The sequence below is a fragment of the Couchioplanes azureus genome (assembly GCF_014648355.1).
Lineage (GTDB): Bacteria > Actinomycetota > Actinomycetes > Mycobacteriales > Micromonosporaceae > Actinoplanes > Actinoplanes azureus.
In genome coordinates, this window is the sequence record NZ_BMQY01000013.1 from 88921 (window position 1) to 111304 (window position 22384).

The 22384-nt window shown below is 66.6% G+C and carries 18 protein-coding genes; 7 read left to right on the forward strand and 11 right to left on the reverse strand.

The window, feature by feature from the left end; translation table 11 throughout:
• Positions 1-9: 9 nt before the first annotated feature.
• Positions 10-714: a DUF6218 family protein gene (locus tag IEY99_RS31105; protein WP_189207677.1), complete on the reverse strand. Its 705-nt coding sequence runs from the start codon at positions 712-714 to the stop codon at positions 10-12.
• Between the two features lie 1078 nt (positions 715-1792).
• On the opposite strand from IEY99_RS31105, the gene IEY99_RS34670 reads away from it, so the two are divergent.
• Complete coding sequence (locus IEY99_RS34670; RefSeq protein WP_229799412.1) at positions 1793-3337, forward strand: putative Ig domain-containing protein; 1545 nt, start codon at positions 1793-1795, stop codon at positions 3335-3337.
• 52 nt (positions 3338-3389) lie between these two features.
• On the opposite strand, the gene IEY99_RS35025 is transcribed toward IEY99_RS34670, so the two are convergent.
• Positions 3390-3518 carry a hypothetical protein gene (locus tag IEY99_RS35025; protein WP_268245159.1) on the reverse strand — a complete coding sequence of 43 codons (129 nt, stop codon included), beginning with the start codon at positions 3516-3518 and terminating at the stop codon, positions 3390-3392.
• Between the two features lie 10 nt (positions 3519-3528).
• On the opposite strand from IEY99_RS35025, the gene IEY99_RS31125 reads away from it, so the two are divergent.
• Positions 3529-5244 (forward strand): putative Ig domain-containing protein, encoded by a 1716-nt coding sequence (locus IEY99_RS31125; RefSeq protein ID WP_229799429.1) that lies wholly within the window; start codon positions 3529-3531, stop codon positions 5242-5244.
• Positions 5245-5621: 377 nt separating this feature from the next.
• Positions 5622-9134 carry an outer membrane protein assembly factor BamB family protein gene (locus IEY99_RS31130; protein WP_189207679.1) on the forward strand — a complete coding sequence of 1171 codons (3513 nt, stop codon included), beginning with the start codon at positions 5622-5624 and terminating at the stop codon, positions 9132-9134.
• A gap of 513 nt (positions 9135-9647) precedes the next feature.
• Here IEY99_RS31130 and IEY99_RS31135 read toward each other — a convergent pair.
• Positions 9648-11132: a recombinase family protein gene (locus IEY99_RS31135; RefSeq protein WP_229799413.1), complete on the reverse strand. Its 1485-nt coding sequence runs from the start codon at positions 11130-11132 to the stop codon at positions 9648-9650.
• Between the two features lie 441 nt (positions 11133-11573).
• Between IEY99_RS31135 and IEY99_RS31140 the strand changes: the two genes are divergently transcribed.
• The 3 genes from IEY99_RS31140 to IEY99_RS31150 are packed head-to-tail and all read left to right on the forward strand — an operon-like array spanning position 11574 to position 13289.
• On the forward strand, positions 11574-12674 hold the full coding sequence (locus tag IEY99_RS31140; RefSeq protein ID WP_189207680.1) for a hypothetical protein: 1101 nt from the start codon (positions 11574-11576) through the stop codon (positions 12672-12674).
• 25 nt (positions 12675-12699) lie between these two features.
• On the forward strand, positions 12700-12993 hold the full coding sequence (locus IEY99_RS31145) for a hypothetical protein (RefSeq protein WP_189207681.1): 294 nt from the start codon (positions 12700-12702) through the stop codon (positions 12991-12993).
• Positions 12990-13289 carry a hypothetical protein gene (locus IEY99_RS31150; RefSeq protein WP_189207682.1) on the forward strand — a complete coding sequence of 100 codons (300 nt, stop codon included), beginning with the start codon at positions 12990-12992 and terminating at the stop codon, positions 13287-13289. Before IEY99_RS31145 ends, IEY99_RS31150 begins: the two co-directional genes overlap by 4 nt.
• Positions 13290-13392: 103 nt before the next feature.
• Here the strand turns inward: IEY99_RS31150 and IEY99_RS31155 are convergent, their stop codons facing one another.
• The 3 genes from IEY99_RS31155 to IEY99_RS31160 all read right to left on the reverse strand — a co-directional run bounded on the left by IEY99_RS31155 (position 13393) and on the right by IEY99_RS31160 (position 16895).
• Positions 13393-14979, reverse strand: coding sequence for a recombinase family protein (locus IEY99_RS31155; RefSeq protein ID WP_229799414.1), 1587 nt, complete (start codon positions 14977-14979; stop codon positions 13393-13395).
• 72 nt (positions 14980-15051) lie between these two features.
• Positions 15052-15273 (reverse strand): hypothetical protein, encoded by a 222-nt coding sequence (locus tag IEY99_RS34685; protein WP_229799415.1) that lies wholly within the window; start codon positions 15271-15273, stop codon positions 15052-15054.
• Between the two features lie 170 nt (positions 15274-15443).
• A complete protein-coding gene (locus IEY99_RS31160) occupies positions 15444-16895 on the reverse strand; it encodes an FUSC family protein (protein WP_229799416.1) in 1452 nt (483 codons plus the stop codon).
• 395 nt (positions 16896-17290) lie between these two features.
• Here IEY99_RS31160 and IEY99_RS31165 point away from each other — a divergent pair, with 395 nt between their 5' ends.
• Entirely contained in the window at positions 17291-18346 is a 1056-nt protein-coding gene (locus IEY99_RS31165; protein ID WP_189207683.1) for a hypothetical protein, read from the forward strand.
• A 96-nt stretch (positions 18347-18442) separates the two neighbouring features.
• Here the strand turns inward: IEY99_RS31165 and IEY99_RS31170 are convergent, their stop codons facing one another.
• The 5 genes from IEY99_RS31170 to IEY99_RS31190 all read right to left on the reverse strand — a co-directional run bounded on the left by IEY99_RS31170 (position 18443) and on the right by IEY99_RS31190 (position 22345).
• A complete protein-coding gene (locus IEY99_RS31170) occupies positions 18443-18844 on the reverse strand; it encodes a DUF4241 domain-containing protein (RefSeq protein ID WP_189207684.1) in 402 nt (133 codons plus the stop codon).
• A gap of 920 nt (positions 18845-19764) precedes the next feature.
• On the reverse strand, positions 19765-20169 hold the full coding sequence (locus IEY99_RS31175; protein ID WP_189207685.1) for a hypothetical protein: 405 nt from the start codon (positions 20167-20169) through the stop codon (positions 19765-19767).
• 359 nt (positions 20170-20528) lie between these two features.
• Positions 20529-21674: a recombinase family protein gene (locus IEY99_RS31180; RefSeq protein ID WP_373293473.1), complete on the reverse strand. Its 1146-nt coding sequence runs from the start codon at positions 21672-21674 to the stop codon at positions 20529-20531.
• Between the two features lie 174 nt (positions 21675-21848).
• Positions 21849-22106, reverse strand: coding sequence for a hypothetical protein (locus IEY99_RS31185; RefSeq protein ID WP_189207686.1), 258 nt, complete (start codon positions 22104-22106; stop codon positions 21849-21851).
• Positions 22103-22345: a hypothetical protein gene (locus IEY99_RS31190; protein ID WP_189207687.1), complete on the reverse strand. Its 243-nt coding sequence runs from the start codon at positions 22343-22345 to the stop codon at positions 22103-22105. Before IEY99_RS31190 ends, IEY99_RS31185 begins: the two co-directional genes overlap by 4 nt.
• Positions 22346-22384 lie beyond the last annotated feature (39 nt).

Consider the following 22384-nt stretch of genomic DNA (forward strand, 5'->3'; position numbering starts at 1 on the left):
ACGACTCCCTCAGTCCTGACGACTTCTTGCCGACTCGGTGGCGCGCAGGTGCGCCAGCCATCGAGGCGGAAGACGCTGCGGCTCGCCCAGTGATCGCAGGTATGAACGGCGGTAGCGGACCTGCTCCGTGTCTTGCCATAGCTCTACCGCGCGGCGCAAGGAACCGACGACCCCAAGGGCGGCCGCTGCTACCGGCGAGTTCGCGAATGAAGGCTGGAGGAAGACGGCGCTCTTGGCTGCGTCCGGGTCGGCTGGTAGACCGCATGCCCATGCCAAGGGAACCAGCTTCGACTTTGTGGCGATCCGGTGCGCTTCCACGGCGGCGGTGTACCGAGTCCGGTGCTCGCTGACCTCGTTCAGCAGATCAGGGATGACGGCGATGCTGGCCGTGAACGCGTCGACGAGTCTTGCCGAAAGTAGGTGTGCGACCGTGCTCAGCGCCCGCGCCGGAGCGTCCTCAGTCCAGCCGACGAGGCTGCGGCCCAATAGCGTGCCCATGACCGCACTGAGGTGTGTTCGGTCCTGTTCGGCGGCTTCCAGTGACAGAATCCAGGCTCCGCTTAGGCTTCCGGTTGGACCCAGTCGCCAGACGGCTAGTGCTTCGTTCCCATTTACATCGAGTCCAGTGGCAAGGACGGCGTGGCCCCGAACGCCGGGCAGGTAGTCGGCGACGAACCCAAATTCGTCGATGATGGAGTCGACAGCGCTGGTCATGCACATCCCCGGACGTTTTGACAGGAGATCGTGACCGTATCAACGGTGAGGAAGCTGGCAACTCCACTGTGTGGTGGAAGATGTGAAGCGACAGCACGGCAGCAAAGAAACGAAACACCGACCCCCGGCGAGTGACACTCCTTCCAAGATTTGAAGACACTGAGATCCCAAGTGGATCGGGCGAGGCATGGTCGCGGACGCGGCTATTCGGCCCTCTATGAGCGGATGGCCAGACAAGCCATGAGCGCCAACGCTTGTCACATGGCGCACGCCAGCTCTCGGTAAGCGATCACCGTGTGCTTAGCTCGAGTGTTGATCCTCGGACACAATCGATCAAGGCGTGAGCTGCGTCTTTGCGGTGTGCGTGAGTCGCCCGCAACTCATACTCGCAGGTCGCTGCTATGGGTATGCAAGTCGCCCTCCGACGCAGTAGTCAGGCACACGACCCCGCTACAAGCGAGCCACTCTGGCCGTCGGCGGAACTCTGCCTGCCCCGGCCACCATCCCCTAGCGGAGCTCAGTCAGCAGGCCGCCTAAGGATGCGGGTCAGCGGCCGGTGTGCGGACGATCGATGCCTCAGGACAGCCACGTCAGCCGGGAGTCGACTCGATCGCCATGCCAAAGTGCCATCGTCCCGGCTCCCGTTGACCGCTACCGGGTCAAGGCCGCCCCCGTCCTGGACTCCCCCGCACTGACTTCGCCCGGACGGATTCGCCTGACCGCTGCTGGACGGCAGCTGATCAGCAGTGATCGCGACGTCTGACTGGCACGGCTGCGAGTTGCGCCGGAGGCTATCCATCAGCGATGTCAATTCGCGGAACTTGAGGACTTGCGGCGAGACATTGAATACGCACAGGCCGCCACCAGCTTCGGCGGGTCTGCTCCCGGGGTTGCTGTGACACCAGTGCGTGGTGGTGCGGCTCAGTGGCTTCGCGGTCAGCCGTTCGGGCATCGGATTCTGCCCTGCATGTCCGCTGCACGCCGGGCCGGAGGAGCCGTATCCGGTCGATTGCATCTGCTAGGCGTATGCCGCAAATCCGTACCGTTCGGTCATCTATTGGTTATCGAAGGGTTGCAGATGCTGCGGCAGGAACCTCGCACGTTCGCGGTGCCGGCGAGTGGACGCACGGGCGGGCGGTCACGCCAGCTCACGACACTCACCCTGGCCTGCGTGCTCGCGCTGCTGGCGCCCTTCATCGCCGTCCCGCCCGCATCCGCGGCGGGCACGGTGACGGTGACCAACCCGGGCGGACAAGTCGGCCCCACCGGGGTCGCCTACGCCAAGCAGATGACCGCCACCGGCGGCACCGCCCCCTACGCCTGGTCGGCGCTGTCCCTGCCGCCAGGCCTGGCCATCGACGCGGCTTCGGGTCTCATCTCCGGCACCCCCACCACCGCCGGCAGCTACGCGACGAAGGTGACCGCTACTGACACCACCGGTGTCGCCGGCATGGTGTCGTTCTCCTTTGCCACCGGCGTGATCGTCACCTACCCCAGCAGCCGGGGCAGCAACACCGGCACCCCCATCGCCCCGCTCGCGCTCAAGGTCGCCGGCGGCACCGGCGAGTACACCTGGACCGCCACCGGCCTGCCCACCGGGCTCGCCATCGACGCCAAGACCGGCGTCATCACCGGCACCCCCACCGTCGACGGCAGCTACTCGGTCAAGGCCACCGCCACCGACACCGCCGGCAAGGCCGGCTCCACCGGCTTCCCCTGGACCGTCGCCCCCGGCGCCACCGTCACCGACCCCGGCCCCGTGCACGCCACCACCGGCATCGCCGTGTCCAAGCAGATGACCGCCACCGGCGGCACCACCCCCTACACCTGGACCGCCACCGGCCTCCCTGCCGGCCTGACCATCAAGTCCACCACCGGCCTGATCTCCGGCACCGCCACCACCGCAGCCGCTACCGCATCGGTGCTGATCACCGTCACCGACGCCGCGAAGATCGCCACCACCATCACCGTCCCGGTCACCGTCGCCACCCCGGTCACCGTCACCGACCCCGGCACCCGCACCGACGCCACCGGCAACCCCGCCACTGTGTCGCTCGCCGCTACCGGCGGCGTCGCCCCGTACACGTGGTCGGCTACCGGTCTGCCTGCCGGCCTGTCTCTCGACCCGGCCACGGGTGTCGTCTCCGGCACCCCGACCACCGTCGCGTCCAGCACGGTGAGCGTCACCGCCACCGACAGCGGCCAGCGCACCCACACCGCGTCGTTCACCTGGAACATCGTCGCGCCGATCACGATCACCAACCCCGGTGGCCAGGTCGGCCCCACCGGCGTCGCCTACTCCAAGACCCTGACCGCCACCGGCGGCACCACCCCCTACCGATGGACCGCCACCGGCCTGCCCACCGGCCTGTCCATCGACGCCGCCACCGGCGTCATCTCCGGCACCCCCACCACCGCCGGCAGCCAGACCACGAAGGTCACCGTCACCGACAAGGACGGCATCACCGGCACCGTCTCGTTCAACTTCGCCACCGGCGTGATCGTCACCTACCCCAGCAGCCGCGGCTCCGGCCTCGGCATACCGATCACACCGCTCGCGATCAAGGCCGCCGGCGGCACCGGCGACTACACCTGGACCGCCACCGGCCTCCCCCCGGCCTGACCATCGACCCGGCCACCGGAATCATCACCGGCACCCCGACCACCAACGGCGCCTACACCGCCAAGGTCACCGCCACCGACACCAACCGCACCCCCGGCGCCACCAGCTTCCCCTGGACCATCGCCGCCGCACCCGAGCTGACCAACCCCGGCACGGTGCACGCCACCACCGGCGTCGCCATGTCGCAGCAGATGACCGCCACCGGCGGCAAGGCCCCCTACACCTGGACCGCCACCGGGCTGCCCACCGGACTGACCATCAAGCCCGGCACCGGCCTCATCAGCGGCACCGCCACCAGCGCGGCCACCGCGAACGTGACCGTCACTGTCACCGACGCCCTGAAGATCACCAACACGGTGACCTTCGCGCTCACCGTCGGTACTCCCATCGCCGTCATCAACCCCGGCACGCGCAACAGCACCGCCGGAGCCGCCATCATGAACGTGGCCCTGAGCGCTGACGGCGGGACCGCCCCGTACACGTGGATCGTCAACGGCCTGCCCGCCGGCTTGGCGGCCACTTCGACTGGTGTCATCTCCGGCGCCCCGACCACCGCCACCACGACGATCGTCACCGCGACCGTCGTCGATGCCGCTGGTCGTACCGCCACGTCATCGTTCACCTGGAACGTCGCCGGACCCGTGGTGCTCGCCGGTCCCGGAGCGCAGGCCGTCACCATCGGCGTCACCGCCACGCTTAAGCTTGCCGCCACCGGCGGCACCGGTGACTACCAGTGGACCGCGACCGGGCTGCCCACCGGGCTGAGCCTCAACCCCGCTAGCGGCGAGATCACCGGTGCACCGACCGCCGAGGGAAGCTGGACCACTGCTGTCACGGTCACCGACGCCGCCGGCGGCACCTCCAGCACAACATTTGCCTGGTCCGTGGCGCCAGCCCTGACCGTGATCAACCCTGGTGCACAGAGCACCCTGGTTGGTCAGCAGGCGCATCTCGCCTTGACCGCCGGTGGCGGCACCGCGCCGCACACGTGGACCGTGCAAGGTCTGCCCTCCGGCCTGGCCTTTGACCCCGTATCCGCGCTGATCACCGGATCACCGGTCAGCGCCAGTGCCGCCTCGACCGTCATCGCGAGCGTCACCGACGCCGCAGGCCGCACCGACCAGACTTCGTTCACCTGGACCATCGTCCTGGACACCCCCGCAGACCTCACCGCACGCGCCACGGAGATGCAGACGGTCGAGCTCTCCTGGAAGCCGGTGCCGGGGGCGACCGGATACCGCATCTACCGCGACGGCGAGCGCGTAACCACCACCGGTACCAGCACCCGCCTGTGGGACCGCCAGCTCGACGACACCACCACTTACCTCTACCGCATCACCGCCATCGGCGCCGACGGACTCGAATCTCCACTGAGCGCCGAGGCTACGGCGACCACCCTCGCGACGCGTGAGGCGCCCGTCAACTACACCGCGTGCAGGCAGAACAACACCGACAGCGGATGCACGTACACGACCAGCACGCCAGCGGATCCCGCCTACCCGAGTGACGGCGGTTTCCCGCTGACCGATGGCGTCCACGGTAGGTCAGCCGCCGGGCTGGCCTGGCAGGGCCGCCACAACCAGAGCGACTACTCATTCACCGTCGACCTGGGCGTCAGCCGCCCCGTCACCGAACTCAACAGCACCTGGCTGCAGGCACAAGCCGACGACATTCAGCTGCCCCTGACGGTCAGCTATTCCCTGTCCACCGACGGGGAGCAGTTCACGGATGTCGCCCTGGTGTCTCGGCCCTACGTCTCCATGGCCGACCAGGTGCGCTCGTATCGCGCGGTGGGCTTGAACGAGGCCGCCCGCTTCGTGCGCGTCACCGTCAACGGCAGCGGCGGCTGGACCCTCATCGACGAGATCGAGGCCCGCGGCACCGTCGCCGACATCCCGCCGGCCTAACCCTGCCCACACCGGCGCCGGCCCCCCTCGAACAAGACAAAGAGGCGCCCGCACTGACTCTTGCCGTCGCCGAATTCGTCGGTCCGCTGTCCTGGAGGGCCGACGGCCTGCCGGACGGTCTGGCGATCAACCCGGCCACGGGCGTCATCACTGGGACCGCCCGCGCCGCCGGCGAGTTCACGGTCACAGTGACCGCGACCAGCGCCGAGGGTCGAATCGGTCACACCTCCTTCCGGTGGCAGGTGTACGCGGCTCCCGCGGCCAGCCCCGTGTTGTCGTCCGGTTCGGTGAAGAGGTTCGGGCCGACACAGTCCAGCACGGGTGTCACCGTCCTGAATGGCTACGCCTACACCGCCAATGGCCGAAACGTGGTCAAGGTGAATATCGCCACCGGCGAATCGGAGACGTTGCCGAACAACGACACCTGCACGCAGAACACCCGCGTCGTGGGAAATGACGGCACAGTCATCTACATTGCCAACTACGACTGCGGCACATTCGCAGTCAATCCCGTCACCGGATCCCGGCGATACATTCCTGCCGGAAACGGCAGCATCTCCATCGCCGGCCGCTACCTCTACAACAACAGCTCGACCGGCCAGGTCTCACGTTACGACCTGCAGTCCGGCCAAAGGACAAACCTGTTCGGAACCCAGCGGATCCAGGGAACCATCGTCGCCGACGACACCCACATCTGGATCCTCGACTCCTACGCGAAACTGCACCGCCGCAATCTCACCACCAGCAGCGAAGACGCCGCTTTCGAATTGCCTACCAACCTGCACTACGGCGCACTGTCGGTGGGCGACTACATCTACGCACTCTCGTCTCACGACTTCGTCTATCGGATCAGCAAAGCCGACGGCAGCACGCTGCTTGTTGCCGGCGACGGCGCCCACGCCGACGACCTGCCCGCCGACGTTACCGGTATCGGCACCGACGGCACCCGCCTCTACACCAGCGACAAGCAAGGTCTCACCGTTATCAGCGCTGCCACCCGCAGCTATGCCCCGCCAGCGGCCGGCCCTGTCTTGTCGTCCGGAACGGTTCAGCGGTTCGGCCCGAGCCAGACGAGCTATGGCGTGACCGTACTGAAGACTGATGGTCACGCCTACGCCTACACCAGCAACGGCACCGACCTTGTGCAAGTCGATCTTGCCGGCGGCGCGCCTGCAAGCATGCCGAAGGGACCATGCTCGTCGGGCCATCGGGTCGTGGGCAACGACGGCTCACTGGTCTATGTTGTCGCCGGTTCCTGCGGCATGTACGCCGTCAGCCCCAAGACTGGATCTTGGCGTTACATTCCCTCCGGTTACACAGGGAGCGTTGCCATCGCTGGCCGCTACCTATACCGCAACGACGCAGCAGGCCAACTCTGGCGTTACGACCTGGAAAGTGGCCGCTCCACGGCACTGTTTGGAAGCCAGCGGATCACAGGTTCTATCGCCGCGGACAACGCGCACGTCTGGGTCCTCGACTACTCCGCACGACTTCACCGCCTCGACGCCACTGGCAATAACCCCGAGCGACAGACCTTCGAAGTCCCGAGCGGTTTGTGGAACGCCCCGCTCTCTGTCGGCGGCTACATCTACGCACGCTCCCACAACGAGACCATCCTGCGCATCAGCAAGGCCGATGGCAGCACTCAGCTGATCGCTGGTGACGGCGCCCACCGCGACGACCTGCTCGCCCTCGTCAACGGGATCGCCAGTGATGGCACCCGCCTCTACACCAGCGACCAGCAAGGTCTCGCCACCATCAGCGCCGCCGCCCGCATGTTCTATCCGACCAAGGACTCGCTTCTCCTGATGCCCTCTGCCGGCGTCACGGAGGTCGCCACCCTACCCGGAACCCGCTACGGGCTCACCGTAGTCAAAGACTTCATCTATACCGCAAGCAATTCACAGATCTCCACGACGAACCTGTACACAGGCAACACATTGACTGTGGCAGGCAGCAATAGCACCGGGTGTCGCGACGGAGAGCGTGGCGCCGACGTCATCCTGAATTACCCGCGCATCATCGGCAACGACGGCTCGCTGATCTACATCAGTGAGGACTCGTGCGGTGTCCGCGCGGTCAACCCTGTCACCGGCTCCACCCGCCGCATCAGCGGATACACCGGCCAATCCACCATCGCGGGCAAATATCTCTACACCCTCAGCAGCTCGGGCACCCTGTATCAGTACGGCCTCCACAGCGGAGTCACTAACGTTGTGGCTCAAGGCATCGCGCCCGGGACCAGCATGGCGGCCGAAGAGATGGGCGACAAAGCCCTTGTCTGGCTGCTTAACGGGCAAACCATCGCGCTGCTGACCCCGGCCGACACCGGCGGCAAGATATCAGCGCTGCCTATCGGGGGCACTCCTGAGACGACTAGCACCACGCTGCCGAACGGCGTCGAGACCAGCTACGTGGCCTCAGCAAGTGCTGCCCTTTACGTCAAGGTAAACGTTCCGGGACAACCATCCACCCTCGCACTTCTTGCGAAGAATGGGACGCTCGAAACCTCCACCATCACTCCATGGACGAAGATCAACACCGGCATCGCGACCACAAAATACGACGTTTACACACTTGACAGCGACGGCACCTCCACCACAATTCGACGAATCCACGCCGGATTGGTCAACGAGGGGTACACCGGGGCCGACGACAGTTTCTACATCTCAAATGACACTGCTTACGTTCCCGTCGGCAAGGAAGGCGACGCCTACTGGCTGTCGGAGACCGGCCTAGGGCTGGTCTGGGACCCACAGAGCGGACTGTGCGTAGACGGCTGCCAGGGCATTGATCTGCTGGCCGAACAAGCACTGAAGAACAAATCCGAAGACTCCCTTTGGCGCGACATCGAATGCTGGGACGCCGAACCGGAGGAAATGTGCACGGCCGACGACTTTGAGCGCTTGATTATCAAGAAGGCAGTTGAGGGGCAGGGAAACTACAACAGCGACGGCACGCTGCGCCAAGATGCGAAGACGGAAATATTCGATACCTGGTGCGGCAAGCTGTCATCGACTTTCTCAGAAGACTGCTTGTCGGAGGGATTAAAAGACCTCGTCGAGGATGTGACGACAGCTGCCGACCTTGCTTCGACGCTGGCCGACTTTTTCGAGTTCCGAAAAGGGCTGCGCGCCGAAAACTGCTTCGACAGCTTCCGCGCTGACACCCGGGTCCTCTTGGCCAATGGCGACACCATCGCGATCAAGGACATTCGGCCTGGACAGCAGGTGCTGGCTGGCGACCCGGCCAGTCAAGCAGCCGCAGCACAGGCGGTGACCGCCGTACATGTCCACACCGACACGGAACTAACGGACCTGACCCTGACCGACGGGTCCGTGGTGCACACGACTCCGCACCACCCGTTCTGGACACCTGAACAGCAGGTTTGGACGGATGCGCAGGATCTTGTCACCGACACAAGGTTGAGCAGTCCTGGCGGCGCAGCGACCCATGTGCGGTCGGTGCATAACTTCACCGGCAGCATGACCATGTACAACCTCACAGTTGACCGGCTACACACGTATTATGTGATGGCAGGCAACACTCCAGTGCTGGTCCACAACAGTAGCTGTGATCCGATCTGGACGGCGAGGAGCAACAGGACATCAGCGGAGAACGCCTTTGGGCACTACAAAGACCATGGCAAGGACTTCCCTGATGTCCAGAATGCTCTTCAGTATGCAAGGAAGGCGAGAGACTGGTTCGACAATCCGACGCCGACAACCCTTACTAAGGTCCGAGATTGGAACGGCGACGTAGTCCGGTTTGATCCTGAGACAGACTACTTCGGCGTCATGACGAAGGACGGAACGCCTCGAACCTTCTACAAGCCCGATCCAGAACAACACGGTTTTCCGACCAACTTGGACTACTTCAATGCCCAGTGAGATGCTCGTATGCCGAGTTTGCGGACTTTATCAAGCGGACCCACCTTGGGGGGATGACGGGAAAACTCCCTCGTTCGATATCTGCGATTGCTGCGGTGTCGAATTCGGTTATCAGGATATGATACTTCCGGCCGTTGTCCGCTTCAGGGAAGCTTGGATAAAGGCGGGCGCCAAATGGCGCGATCCGCGCATGCGCCCCGCCAATTGGGATCTCTGCCAGCAGATGGACAACATACCCGCAAGGTGGTTTCATCCAGAACAATGAGACAGACTTCTCGTTCCTGACCAAGGCTGCGGTGCGCGGGCGGTGGCCGATCCGCTGGACGCACCTCGGTGCCTTCCGGGTGGCTTCCGCCCGCGCTGCCATGGTCGTACTTTCAGCTTTGCCGCGCAGGGGTTTCGCAACGGAGCTAGGGACTACAAGCCAGCTCCTCGAACGCGATCACAGTGTGCTTATCCCAGGTGTTGATCTCGGACACAGTATTTCCACACGAGTGGTGAGAGCTGCTCACCTCATCGCTGATCCCCGTCCCGTTGGGCGGGGATTTTCGCGTATAGGGCCGCAGGTAGCGCGGCGGTGAGCGTGATGCGGGTGTCGTCGGTTTCGACGATCCAGCCGTCGTGGTCGCCGACCAGGATCATGTGGTGGTGGCGCAGTTCGTCAGCGATGGCTGCCGGGTTGGCGTGTCGGAGTCGCGGGTGCGTCCGGGCAAGGGATGGGTTGCGCTGGAGCAGCTCGATGAGATGGTCTTCGCGGCAGTAGAGGATGCGCGGCCGGGCGGGGTTTGGTGAATAGGCGCTGGTGCGGCCGTGCCGGCAGCGGTAACCGGCGCGGCCGTGGGTCCAGTGGGCGTCGAAGGCGCGGCCGCAGATGTCGCAGAACACGAGCCCGGTCAGGGCGTAGCTGCGCACGGTGCCGTCGGCGGGAACCGGCGCTGTATGAATCTGCTGGATCGTGATGAAGTCGGTCTCGCTGACCAGAGCGGGGTGAGCTGGTCTCGCGGAGATCGCCCATTGGGTTGCGAGGGTCCACCGCTGCGTGTCGCGCTGGCGGGTGAGCCCGTGGATGGGCTCGCCGTCGTGGTGCTCGGTGTGCTGCCGGTTCCATACCTGGCGGCCGGTGTAGCGCGGGTTGGCCAGGATCGCCGCTACGGTGGTGAGCATCCATTCCGTGCCGCTGCGATGCGGATTCCTGCGCCGGTCCGCCCTCGACGGGCACGGCACCCGACGCTCGTTGAGCTGCCGGGCGATCCGGGCGACGCTGCGCCCGGCGAGCCGCTGGGCAAAGATCCACCGTACGGTCGCAGCAGTGCACGGGTCCGGTTCCAGGCGGTGCAGGCGCCGGCCCCAGGCGGCGTGGGCGCGGTTGGGGTGTGGGCCGGCGTCGACCAGCCGGTACCCGTAGGGTGGTCGGCCAACGAGGTGGCGACCTTGCAGCTCGGTCTGGGCACGCATCGCCGCAACGACTCGGTATCGGGCCTTGGCGACCTCACGCTGGGAACGCACACCGAGCAGATCGAGCAAGGCGAGCTGTCGGGGAATGTCACAGTCGATCGGGCCGTAGGTTTCCGGCATCCACAGAGCGATGCCGTGCCGGCACAGCAGCGGAATCAATTGGTCAAGCTGCTGACCCTGGAACGCCCGCTCGTACTCGCCGACCACCAGGGCGTCGAACGCACGGTTGGTGCCGCACAGGTCGTTCAGCAGGCGTGCCGCCTCCGGCCGGTCCGGCCACGCGGTCCGCCGCGACACGCCGACATCGAAGTACTCGACCGCGATGTGCCCGTGTCCGGCGATCAATTCGGTTGCCGCGGTGAGTTGCCAATGCCGCGACGAGCCACGGTCTTGATAGTCGACTGTCGAGATGCGGCCATAGAACGCAAACCACATCCCTTCCTTCTCGACCGGCCGAAAGCGTCGCGGACCGACCTTGCCCTGCGCAATGGCCCATTGCGAAAGCGAGCCGGTCGTTACTCCGGCTACGAAGCGAACTGTCATGACGACCCGACCTTGACTGGTCCGACGCGAAGCGTCTGCTGACAACGCTAGACCCGGGCACCAGCTCAAACTGCAGACGTCACCCGACCGAGGGGCGCAACGCAGTACTCGCCTATGAGCTCGTGTTCGGGCTATCCGCAGACCGCGGGTGAGCTTCCGCCCCGGAAAGCCCTCGCCAGGCGGTGGGCGTCCTGGTCTGCTTCGCCGGTAGGCAGGCTCTGATCCAGCGCCAGCGCAGGTAGCTGCGGTTCGCGCGAGAGGTGTAGGCCCGATCCGCCAGCACCAGATCCGGCCGACTCTCGGGTGTCCCGGGGGACACCCGGAGGCGGAGGATTCCCGCCAGCACCGACGCAATTATCGCCCTTTACCGGGACGTCATGGGCTCCTGGCGCCGGCCTTACCATGATCACCTAACCTGGCCGGTTCAGCGGGGAGAACCACATGACCGAGTTCTATTGCGATGCCCACGGCATGAACGGGCTGTACAACCAACTGGTACGCGCCTCGCAGGACGCGACGCAAGCCGTCGACTACACCAAGCGGCACTGCGACCTGTCCATCACAGCCGAGGGCTACCTGATGGTGCTGCTGGGTCCGCACGCCAAGGCATACGCGAACATGGTCAAAGCCATCCGCAAGCTCTCAGAACTGGCGCAGGAGACCGGCACCCAGATCAACGCCGCCCAAAAGGACTACGCCCACACCGACGCCGGTGCTGCCGCCCGGCTGGACGCCGGCTATCCCGGCGCCAAAGACGCTGCCGCGGTGCGGGGCACCTTGTCTCAAGGCCGTCCAGACCTGTGGCCGCAGGCTCCCCGCTCGGCGTTCACCGACGTCGCCGAGCCGACATCGCACCTGAACAACCCGGAATATGCGACCGAGATCGAGATGTGGTCGATCAACCCGCTCGCCGACCTGATCAGCCCGTCAGCCTGGCTGCGGCAGGTCAGCATCTGGCTGTTCAGCTACGACCCGTTCGAAGGATGGGCCAAGCAATTCAGCGGCGACTGGAACGCCTATGTGCACTGCGCCGTCGCCTGGGGACACATCGGCGGCGCCTGCCACGACATCGGCCGCAACCTGGTTACCGGGGCCCAGGACGTGGCGACAGTCTGGCGGGGCAACGCCGCCGAGGCCGAGCAGGAATACCAGCTGAAGCTCGGCGGCGCGGCGATGGGCCTCAAGAGCGCGTGCGCCGAGTACCACGCCCTCTACACCAAGGCTGCCGAGTCCACCAAGAACTTGTTCGAGGTCGTCAGCGGGCTGATGAGTCAACTGCTGGATATTCTGATCATCATCAACGCGGCCGGCGCCGTCGGCACCGCCACCATCGAGACGATCATCGGGCCGGTGGTCGGTTACAGCGTTGCCGGATACTACATCTACCAGGCCTACAAGCTGTACGAGGAGATCTCGCGGTTCTTCGGCACGGCTGACAACCTCATCAAGGCGATCGCCGGCACGGTCGAGTCCGTCGAAGCCAAGCTCGCCGTCGACGACCTGCCACAGACCCAGCCTTACCGGCACCCCGCCGGATACTGATCAGACGAAGGAGCATCCCGCGACGATGAACGGTGACATCGCCGAACAGCCACTCGCCCGGGCACTGTTGCGCCACCTCGCCACCACCCGAGGCGAGAACGATCCGCTCGGCTCCTTCGCCCGTACGGTGATCAACGGCGAGGCCACCCTGCGCGCCGCGGCTGACTTCCCCTGGCACAGCGACGCCCTCGCCACAGCAGCCGCCAAGGCTCAGGAAGAACAACAGCAGATGACGCCCGAAGAGCGTGCCAGCTACGAACGCGCGGCCGAAGACCTGCGTGCCGCACCGGAACTTCAACCCGGGCAGGATCAGGAGTGAAGACCTCACACCGCCTGAGACTCGCCGCTCCCCTGACCGGACTCACCGGTCTGAGCTTCGGCGCCGCCCTCCTCGGAGCGATCGGCCTGTGGTCGCAGTACACCAACCCCGAACGCGCCATCACCGCCTTCCTGTGCCTCATCACCGGGCTCAGCCTCGGCATCAGCATCTCCATCGCCGTCGACCGTCGAATCACGGACACACCGTGGCTCAGAATCGCGACGATCGCAGTTTTTCTCCTACTCTCATGCGGCGTCGCCATCGTCCGCCGCAACCTCGTCCTCGAAGGAGTCTGACCCGCAAGCCGGTATGGACTTCACCTCAGGAACGGACCGTACCGGGATCTCGACTGGCGCCAAGGCCCCACCCTCAACGGCGAGCGAGCTGGCGCACCGCCAATCAGACCGCACATGACAGCTCGCGGGAGGCGATCACTGTGTGCGTATCCATAGTATTGATCCTCGGACACACATTAAGCACACGGCCGAGATCGGAAGACACGATCTCGGCCTTCAGTGTCTTTGCGCCCGGCTTGAAGGTCATCCTGAGCCCGACGCGGCTGTACAGCTCCGCCTTGTCGCGGCGATCAGCCTCGCGGAGGAGCGCGAGCAAACCACCGAGGCCCTCTACGATCGCGCCTATTTGATCTTCGTTGAGGCGTTGCGGCGGTGTCGCACTGGCGCGCAGTGCCACGGTGGCGGCAGCCCGGACGGCGGTCGTCTCGCTGATCCATCTGGCTATCAGGGCGGGGTCGTTGCCCGCCTCCAGGGCGGCCCGGTAGCGCTCGATCTTGGCGTCGCAGTCGGCGATCGTCCGGCGAAGCTGGTCGCTCTCGTCCTGAGCCTGGTGCGCGGTGAGCTGGGCGCGGTAGTGAGCGTCGGCGAGGCTCCGGAGGTTCGCAGTCAGGGTGCCCCCATTCAGCTCCCGGTGTAGGAAGCGGTCGACCGGTTCGACGATGGCGTCCTCGCGCAGATACAGCACCGGCGGATGGGCGACCTCGTGCTGTCGGACGAAGTCGCGGGATGCCTTGCAGCGGTAGTACAGCCGGCCATGGTTGGGGTTGCCGACCATGCTGCGTCCGCAGAGCCCGCAGGTGATGAGGCCGCGGAACAGATACGGTCGCACGCTGCGGCGAGGCGCCCGACCGACGTCGCTGTGAGTGGCGCGGATCTTGGTCCTGCCCTGTGCGCGCTCGTAGAGGTCGGGCGTGATGATCGGCGTGTGCGCTTCCTGCTGGGACCACACCCATTCGCTCCGGTCATTCCACCGCTGCTTGTTCTCGTGGCCGAGCGCGATGTCCTCCACGTCGATGAGGACTTCGTCGGTGCGCTGCTTGTTCCAGACCTGGCGACCGGTGTAGCGGGGGTTGAGCAGGATGGCACGGACCGCGGTCGTCTCCCAGACCTCGGAGTGACGGTGGGGATTGCGCTCACGGTCGTAGGCCGACGGGCATGCGATGCCGTCCTGCGTCAGACCGCGGGCGATCGTCGTCATACCGCGCCCGGAGACGTACTCCTGGAAGATGCGACGCACGACCGGTGCGGTCACCGGGTCGGGCTCGAGCTTGTGGAGTCGCTTGCCGTCGGCAGCCTTGCCGGGGTTGGGGTGTGGTCCGGCGTCGGTGAGCCGGTAACCGTAGGGTGGCCGCCCGCCGAGATACCGGCCTTCCAATTCGGTCTGCGATTTCATCGCCGACCGGACGCGAATCTTGATGCGATTGCGCTCGCCTTTGCTCATGCCGCCGTAGAGCACCATGACGAGATCGTGAGCATCCGAACCGGGGTCGATGGCGCCGCCGACTTCCGGCACCCACAGGCCGACGCCGTAGTGGACGAAGATCGGGAAAGTCATGCCGAACTGACTTCCGTAGAAGGCACGCTGCGGCTCGCCGATGACCACGGCGTCGAAGCCGCGGCTCGGGCTCTTGATCGTGTCGAGCAGCCGGAGCGCCTCCGGACGCCGTTTCCACGGCAGCGAGCGGGACAAGCCGATGTCGAAGAACTCCGCGACGATCTCTCCGCCGGCCGGCTCGATCAGGCTGCGGGCACGGGATAGCTGTCACGACTTGGATGCCTGCGGATCCTGCTGGTCCTCGGTGGATACGCGTCCGTAGAAGGCGAATCTCATGCCCGAGCCGCAACGGTTCGTCGAGACGGAAACCCCATCGGCCGACTCGGAGTGTGTCGGCACGACCTGGCAGTACGCGAACAGGTCGGGCGGTCCGGACCGCCGGTACAAGAACAACCGCCAGCTGCCGATCATGCTGTACGGACGCGTCACGCTGACGACACCTCAAGGGCTGCTGATGGTGTGGGACTTCTCCCGGCCTGATGTCGCCGCATCTCTCGCCGAATCGGTGAACCGCATGCGGCAACCGACACCACTGTGGTGGACTTGGGACAGAGGTTCCATCGTGTTGCGCAGGCACACGTCAAGACCCGGCCGCGACTTCAGCGGCCTGTCCGCCGGTATGACCATCGTGATGCTACGGAAGCTTGCGAATTGGCTGTCGTTTTACCGGTACGTGCGGAGCGGTCCAGCCGTCGGCCACCTCTGCTGGGCCTGGCCTTCGTGATCGATGCCCTCTCCCAGAAGCTACGGACAGCGGGGACGACCTCCGAGACCGCCGGAATTCCCGGGCCTGTCTCTCGCGCACCGACGGTGAGCGCCGGTGCCGATCGTTCCAGGGACCCTGCCATCCGGTCGATGTCGGTGATGATCGAGCCGGTGAGCACCAGTACCCCGGTGTCGGAGACCTGAGTGCGCACCCTGTGCAGGGTCCGCCGTCGCGCCTCGCGCATACCGTCGAGCAGGTCTTCGAGATTGTCGGCGTCCTGCGTGGGGTCAGCGTCCGGATCCGTCTCCAGCTTGGCGTGTGCGGCGAACGCCTCCGAAGCGGCCGTGAGCAGCGGCCCGATGTCGTCCGGCACGCCGGGACAGTGCGGTGTCACGGCGGCATCGAACATCGAACGGGCCACGGAGTTCACCTGGTGCACCCCGTGCTCGAGGATGCGAAACGTGTGGTGCACCGGGGCCACCTCGGCATGCGGTGTCGTCAGCGACCAGCGGGCCTGCCGGTCCAGCTCCTCCACCGCGTCGACCGCCTCGCCGAGGGTCTCGCCGAGCTCGCGGGACCGCGCCAACCACTGCGCGGCCTGGTCCCGGCCGTACCCACGAGCCGCTCCGGCCCCGAGGTCGCCGAGCAGGCGCGCGATCTCGGTGGACAGGTGCGCCAGCTCGCAATGAGCCCGTTCCCACGGCGTCATCCCACCCACCAGCGGCGACAAAATCACGCCGACCACGATGCCCAGGCCCGTCGCCCCGACCCGGTCCCAGACGAAGGTCTCGGTGACGGCGCTACCGGCGACCAGGACGCCCAGCGAGGTCGCCGGCACGGTGACCGCGCCGTCGCCCAGGCGCAACAGCCGGCCGACGACGAGCCCGCACCCGGCGATCACCGCTATCGACACAGGGCTCGGGCCGACCATGCCCCACACGCCCACCGCGACCCCGATGCCGGCAAGGGTGCCGACCAAGCGCTGCGCCCCGTCCCGCACCGAGGCGTGCGAACTCAGGTGCACCGACAGGATCGCGGAGATCGATGCGGTGACCGCGCCGACGAGCTGCAGGGTCTCGGCCGCCGACCACGCGATGCCGGCGGCGATCGCCGCCACCAGGATGGAGCGGGCAGTAGCCGGGTCGATCCGCTCGTACCACCGGCGGGCCACGCGGCGCAGGCCGACAGGCAGATGTGGTCGCACCCACTCGAGCACCACCCGGCCAGCGGCCTCGACGGCCGGCTTGGCCTTGCGGCGCAGCAACGCCGCGACCAGCGCACAGAGCATGAGGCCCGCGGCGACAATCGTGACCGGGTTCGCGAACTCGACGAGCGACTGGGGCAACGCTGCGGCTTCCTCTTCACGAGATGCTGATCTGGTCGCAAAAGGTATCGTCAGCCGTGCAGGCTAATGTGCGAAATACGAGAATTGTGTCAGAGGCCGCGCCCACCCGGCTCGGATCCCGGAACGGCAACGGGGCCCCGTTGCTGTTGCAGGTCTCTTCCAGTCCCGGTCGTCTCTCGAATGCGCGGACGCTGTCCCGCCATCTCTGCGACTATGCCCGAGCTGAACGTATTGCAGTCGAGGCGCGAGGCGACGTCCACCGCCGGGACGGATGATCCATAAGTGATTGGTGGTGCCGGCGGGCACGACACTGCCAGCACCCACCGACAGCGTGGGTCATAGGTGGAGCTCAAGCAGGTGCCTGACCAGGGTCGATGACGTAACAGCCGCGACCGATGACTGCGAGTTCGAAGGCGACACGAGCCAGCCAGCAGGGCCTGGCGAACGCGGTGACGTACTACCGGCAGACCGATCTGGCGGCCGCCGCCCGTGTCGACGCCACCCTGCCGGACCGGTGCGTCACGACGCCGACCGCACTGGAGAACGCGTGGGCGGCGAACCCGTGCGCGCCGGGATCTGCCGACTCGCGGGAGCCGTCCGGGCGTCTCAAGCCCGTTGACGACGTCGAGTACTCCCACCCGCTCGGGTTCCTCGACAACATCAGCGTGTCGCACTGGGCGCTGAAAGGCTTCGACTTCGTCTTCGGGTTCAACCCGCTGGAGAAAGTGACCGAATACTTCCTCGGTGACTGGCGGTCCTTCGCCAAAGCGGGCAAGGCCATCGGGTACGCCGCCGACGCCCTCGACGATCTCGGCTACAACGTCCAGGGCGGCGCCATCGCCGTACACTCATCCTGGCAGGGCCGCGCCGCGGACACCGCCTACACGCATTTCACCGGCCTGGCCTCAGGCATCGAGGACCTCGTGGACCCGATGCGGCAGATCGCCGGACAGTTCGAGACCATCTCGCACGGGGTGTGGAACGCCTGCGAGGCGACGACCGGCTTCGTCAAAGGCATGCTGGACGCCGCGATCATTGCCGGGATCTCCGCTGCGGCCGGCACCGTCACCGCCGAGACGGGTATCGGCGCCGTGGTCGGCTACGGCGTCGCCGCGATCGAGGTGTGCCGAATGCTGGACATGTGGGCCGAAGCCACCAAGGTCATGACCGCCATCTACAGCGCGGTCCAGGCCGGCGCCGGGCTCATCGAATCGCAGGCCGCCCGGCTACAGGGCGCCGACCTGCCCGAGCTGTCCGGCTACGCCGGACACGTCGATCTGCGCGAGACCGCCATGACGAACGTCTACGGCGAGGAGCTCAGCGCCGCGTTCGGCCAGTTCTGGAGCACCTGGGAGCAGCTCGACGAGACCGAACGCGCCCAGCTCGTGGTCCGCACCGAGCATCAGCTCGACGAACTCCTCGACGGCCCCTCCCCCAGCCCAGCCGGATAAGGACACTTGCCGGCCTTGTCACCGCTGACCGGACCCGACGCCTCCCCATCACCGCTTGACCGAACGGCAGGGCGTAACCCAGAGGGCCCGGGAGTGTTAGCTGGCCGACGATCGGGGCGCGAGCAGCAGAAGATCGACGACGAAACATGCGACGCGACCGGCGGTGGTCCTGCCGACCCACGTCGGGTACGAGCCGTCACCCAGGCCGGACTCGAACGCCACCGCATCGGCGCCAGGGATGATGTCGTGCACGCGGACCGGCCGGTCGGCGCCCGGGACGTCGAACCGTGTGGCGTTTCGGTCCTCGGCACGGCCTACCGCATTCACCGCATCGACGTCGAACAGCGCGATGACCCCGCTGTCGACCCCGGTGCCGAAGTACCCGCCGGGCGGCAGCGCGGACCGGCTCTGTCCGGTGCGCAGGGCCTGCTCCCATCGGTGGACCGGATCCTCGGTGACCCGGAGCCGGGCGGCAACACCGTGAAGGTTCGTGGTCACGGCACTAGATGTGAGATTCTTCGGGGCTCCGGGTTGGAGACCACTGCACACGAGCAGTGGTCAAGGGCGGTTCGAAGGGGACCGAATGGTGGCCGTGTGTCCGCAGTGGCGGCATGAGCTGACGGCTCTGACGTCGTTGCATCCATTCGCCGTGGGTCCTCCGGGAGGCACGCCACCTCGGAGGCCGGAGCTTTGGTGGGAATGCGCGCGGTGCGGCTGGCTCGGTTACCAGAACCGTGCAGGCGAGCCGCTGAGAGCGATGCGGCGCCTGGAGGGCAAGTGGGCCGACTGCGACTTCTGTGGAGAGGAGGAGAGCAACGTCGCCAGCAGGGTCTGGCAGGAAGCCGATGGGGAACTCAGAGACTGGGTGGTGTGCCTTTTCTGTGGAACAAGCAATGCCCGGCGGGTCGGGCACATCGACCGAGGCATTGACCCAGAGGCATGACACCGAGCACCTGCTGTCCTGCGCCGGGCCAGCCGACGTCCGCTACTGGTGACCCGCCACCACCGCCTCGAGCATCCCGACCGCCGCCACGCCGAGCACCACGATGACGAACGTCGCGATGCGCGCGCCGACTCCCGCGCCACGCTGGCCCGTGCAGCTCTGACCGGCCTAGTCTCCGGTGCGGCCCCGCGCCGTCATCGACTGCCTGAGCGCCCGCCCGTAGGCCCGACCGGATGTCCGGACCATGGCGGTGCGGTACCCCTCAGCGGCTGCCGGGTACGCCGGCGAAGTGCACGAGGGCCAGCAGCATGCCGATCGCGCCGGCGAAGGCGGCGCCGCCGGTGAGGATGGCGGTGAAGATGTTCGCGCCGCCAGGCGTAGGCGAGCAGCCCGGTGGTCTCGGCGATCAGGGCGGCGGCGAGCACGACCAGCGCCGTCCACAGCGGCCGGGTGGACCTAGTCGGCGGGTTCGGGGTCATGCGGGGTCGCCTTCGGTAGAGGCGCCGCGGTGCGCCAGGTCGGACAGGGTGGCCACGAGCTGGTCGTGGCGGGTCTCGGCGCATTCGGCGCGTTCCGTGGCGGCGCGGGCTTCGGCGAGGACGTCGCCGAGCTGGCGGCTGAGCTCGGCGTTGCTGATGCGGGCCTGGTCGGCGGCGTGGGCACGCTGCAGGGCGGCGTCACGCTCGCTGATGAGCTGGGTGCGCTGGCTTTCGAGGTCGGCGATCCGAGTCTCAGCGAGCTCAGCGCGGCTGGTGAGTTCGGCGTTCTCCGCGGCGAGGCGTTGCGTCGCCTGGCCGACCTGGTCGAGGCACGCCTGCAGGGGGTGGGTGACGCAGGTGTGATCGTCCAGGGTGAGCAGAGTGTCGGTTCGGTTCTTCACGTGTTGGCGGTATGCCGTGAGGGAGCCGTGCCCAACTGCTGGGCGGTGTACCCGGCGGGTCACGCCGCCGCGGCCACGGCTGGTCCGCCGCGGGCTGCCCACCCTCGGCCGCAACCGCTAACCGATCCGGGCGCACCCGGCGCCAAGCCTGTGTCTTTCGTGCGCGCCGGCGACAATGCAGCGATGAGCGAGGCAGATCTGTTGCAGGCCCGAGACTGCTGCGCAGCTGTTGACGGTGTGCACTCCGCAGCCGATCAGCAGCGTCGGCAGCGGCTGCCGGTCAGGGCCCGATCCGCCGTGGCTGTGCTGGGGTGGTTAGCTCCGAGCGAGCTCGAGGTACACAAGGTCGAAGCGCGGGGTCAAAGCGCAGACGCCAACTGCCTGGATGCGATCACCGTGTGCGCAGCCAACGTGTCGGTCCTCGGGCACCACACAGGTACACGGTCGATCTCGGTCGACCGCACCTCCGCGAGCACCGTCTCGGTGCCGGGACGGTAGATCATCTGCAAACCAAGCCGCGTGTAGATCTCTGCGCGGTCCTGCTGGTCCGCCTGTCTGAGCAGGCCGAGAAGGCCGCCGAAGGCGTCCACGATCGCGGCGATCTGCTCTTCGCCCATCCGGGTCGGCGGTGCTTCGGTCAGGCCTAGCCGAGCCTGCGCTGCTCTCTTGACCGTGGTCGTCTCGCCGATCCATTCAGCGACCAGCACCGGATCGCCTCCGGCATCGAGTGCGGCCCGATACCGCGCGATCTTGGCGTCGCACTCGGCGATCGCCGCCCGAAGATTCGGCGCCTCGTCGTCCTTCTGGCGCTCCGCAAGCGCGGCACGATGGCTGGCGTCGGCGATACGGCGCAGCGTGTCAGGCAGGCGTGCCTGGCCGAGTTCCTCGTAAAGGAAGCGGTCCACCGGGTCGGCGAGGGCCTCCTGCCGCACGTACAGCACCGGTGGATGCGCGATTTCGAGCTGGCGGACGTAGTCGCGGGATGCCTTGCAGCGGTAGTAGATGCGGCCGTGGTTGACGCTACCGGCCATCATTCGGCCGCAGAGAGCGCATCGGAGCAGGCCACGGAACAGGAAGGGGTGCCGGCTGCGGCGCGGGGCCTTGCCGGCGTCGCCGCGTGTGCCACGCGCCTTCACCGTCTGCTGCGCGCGTTCGTAGAGGTCGGTGCTGATGAGCGGCGTGTGTGCCTCGGTGTTTGACCAGACCCATTCACCGGGGTGGTTCCAGCGGTGGCGTGCTTCATGGCCAAGAGCGACGTCATCCACGTCGATCAGGATCTTGTCGGTGCGGGCGCGGTTCCAGACCTGGCCGGTGTACCGAGGGTTCTGCAGGATCGCGCGGATGGCCGTGGTCTCCCACACCTCCGTCCGGCGATGCGGATTACGCGCGCGGTCATAGGCCGACGGGCAAGGGATGCCGTCCTGGGTCAGGCCACGCGCGATCGACGTCATGCCCCGCCCGGCGACGTACTCGGCGAAGATTCGCTTTACCACCGGGGCGGTGATGGGGTCGGGTTCGAGTTTGTGGAGTCGCTAGCGCTGCGTAGCGTCCTGAGCACGGCTCGGGCTCAGCGCAAGTGACGCAAAGGCCGCCTGGTGTCACGGGAAGGTGCAGGTACAGGTCCGCCTCTGCGGTCGCGATCTGCGCCCGGGCGGCATGAGAGAGGTACACCGTCGGGGTCATGATGCGTTGCTCGATGTGGGCCAGCCCGGCAGGTGGTGGATGCCGGTGACGCGTATCTGCGCGTAGCGTTCCTCGCCCTCGTACCCGTTCGGCCACAACGGGATACCTTCGACGACCACCCATGGGCCGTCATGGAGGTACACGAGGTGATGCACCGTGGTGATTCGCAGGGTCATGGAGCCGATGCCGTAGCAGTAGTCCGGTTCGGCTATCTGGATCAAGTCTCCCGCTCGGACTGGGGCGACGCGGCTCACGATGAATCGCCTCCGTGCTGAAGCCGCGGAGAAGCCGGCATGGTCGGCTCTGCCTCTCGGTCGATGGAGGTGAGCAGCCGCTCGGAGGCGAACCGCCAGTCTTCGCACCTCGGCAACCGGCAGACGAGGCAGGCACCCACAGCCGGATCATCGGCGTGCATGGCGACAACGTCGCGGTAGTAGGGCAGAAGCCGATCGGTCAGCGACCCGGACTCGTGTCGGTCCTGCTCTGCAGCCATGGGGTCCTCCGTGCGGTGACATCCCGGCCGCCCGGAGGC

What these genes read in the sequence shown, in the direction of transcription:
- IEY99_RS31135 (WP_229799413.1), bottom strand. Translation starts at nt 11,132, where the DNA reads ATGACAGTTCGCTTCGTAGCCGGAGTAACGACCGGCTCGCTTTCGCAA.
- IEY99_RS31140 (WP_189207680.1), top strand. Translation starts at nt 11,574, where the DNA reads ATGACCGAGTTCTATTGCGATGCCCACGGCATGAACGGGCTGTACAAC.
- IEY99_RS31125 (WP_229799429.1), top strand. Translation starts at nt 3,529, where the DNA reads ATGACCGCCACCGGCGGCAAGGCCCCCTACACCTGGACCGCCACCGGG.
- IEY99_RS34670 (WP_229799412.1), top strand. Translation starts at nt 1,793, where the DNA reads ATGCTGCGGCAGGAACCTCGCACGTTCGCGGTGCCGGCGAGTGGACGC.
- IEY99_RS31145 (WP_189207681.1), top strand. Translation starts at nt 12,700, where the DNA reads ATGAACGGTGACATCGCCGAACAGCCACTCGCCCGGGCACTGTTGCGC.
- IEY99_RS31105 (WP_189207677.1), bottom strand. Translation starts at nt 714, where the DNA reads ATGACCAGCGCTGTCGACTCCATCATCGACGAATTTGGGTTCGTCGCC.
- IEY99_RS31165 (WP_189207683.1), top strand. Translation starts at nt 17,291, where the DNA reads ATGACTGCGAGTTCGAAGGCGACACGAGCCAGCCAGCAGGGCCTGGCG.
- IEY99_RS31190 (WP_189207687.1), bottom strand. Translation starts at nt 22,345, where the DNA reads ATGGCTGCAGAGCAGGACCGACACGAGTCCGGGTCGCTGACCGATCGG.
- IEY99_RS35025 (WP_268245159.1), bottom strand. Translation starts at nt 3,518, where the DNA reads ATGGCGACGCCGGTGGTGGCGTGCACCGTGCCGGGGTTGGTCAGCTCG.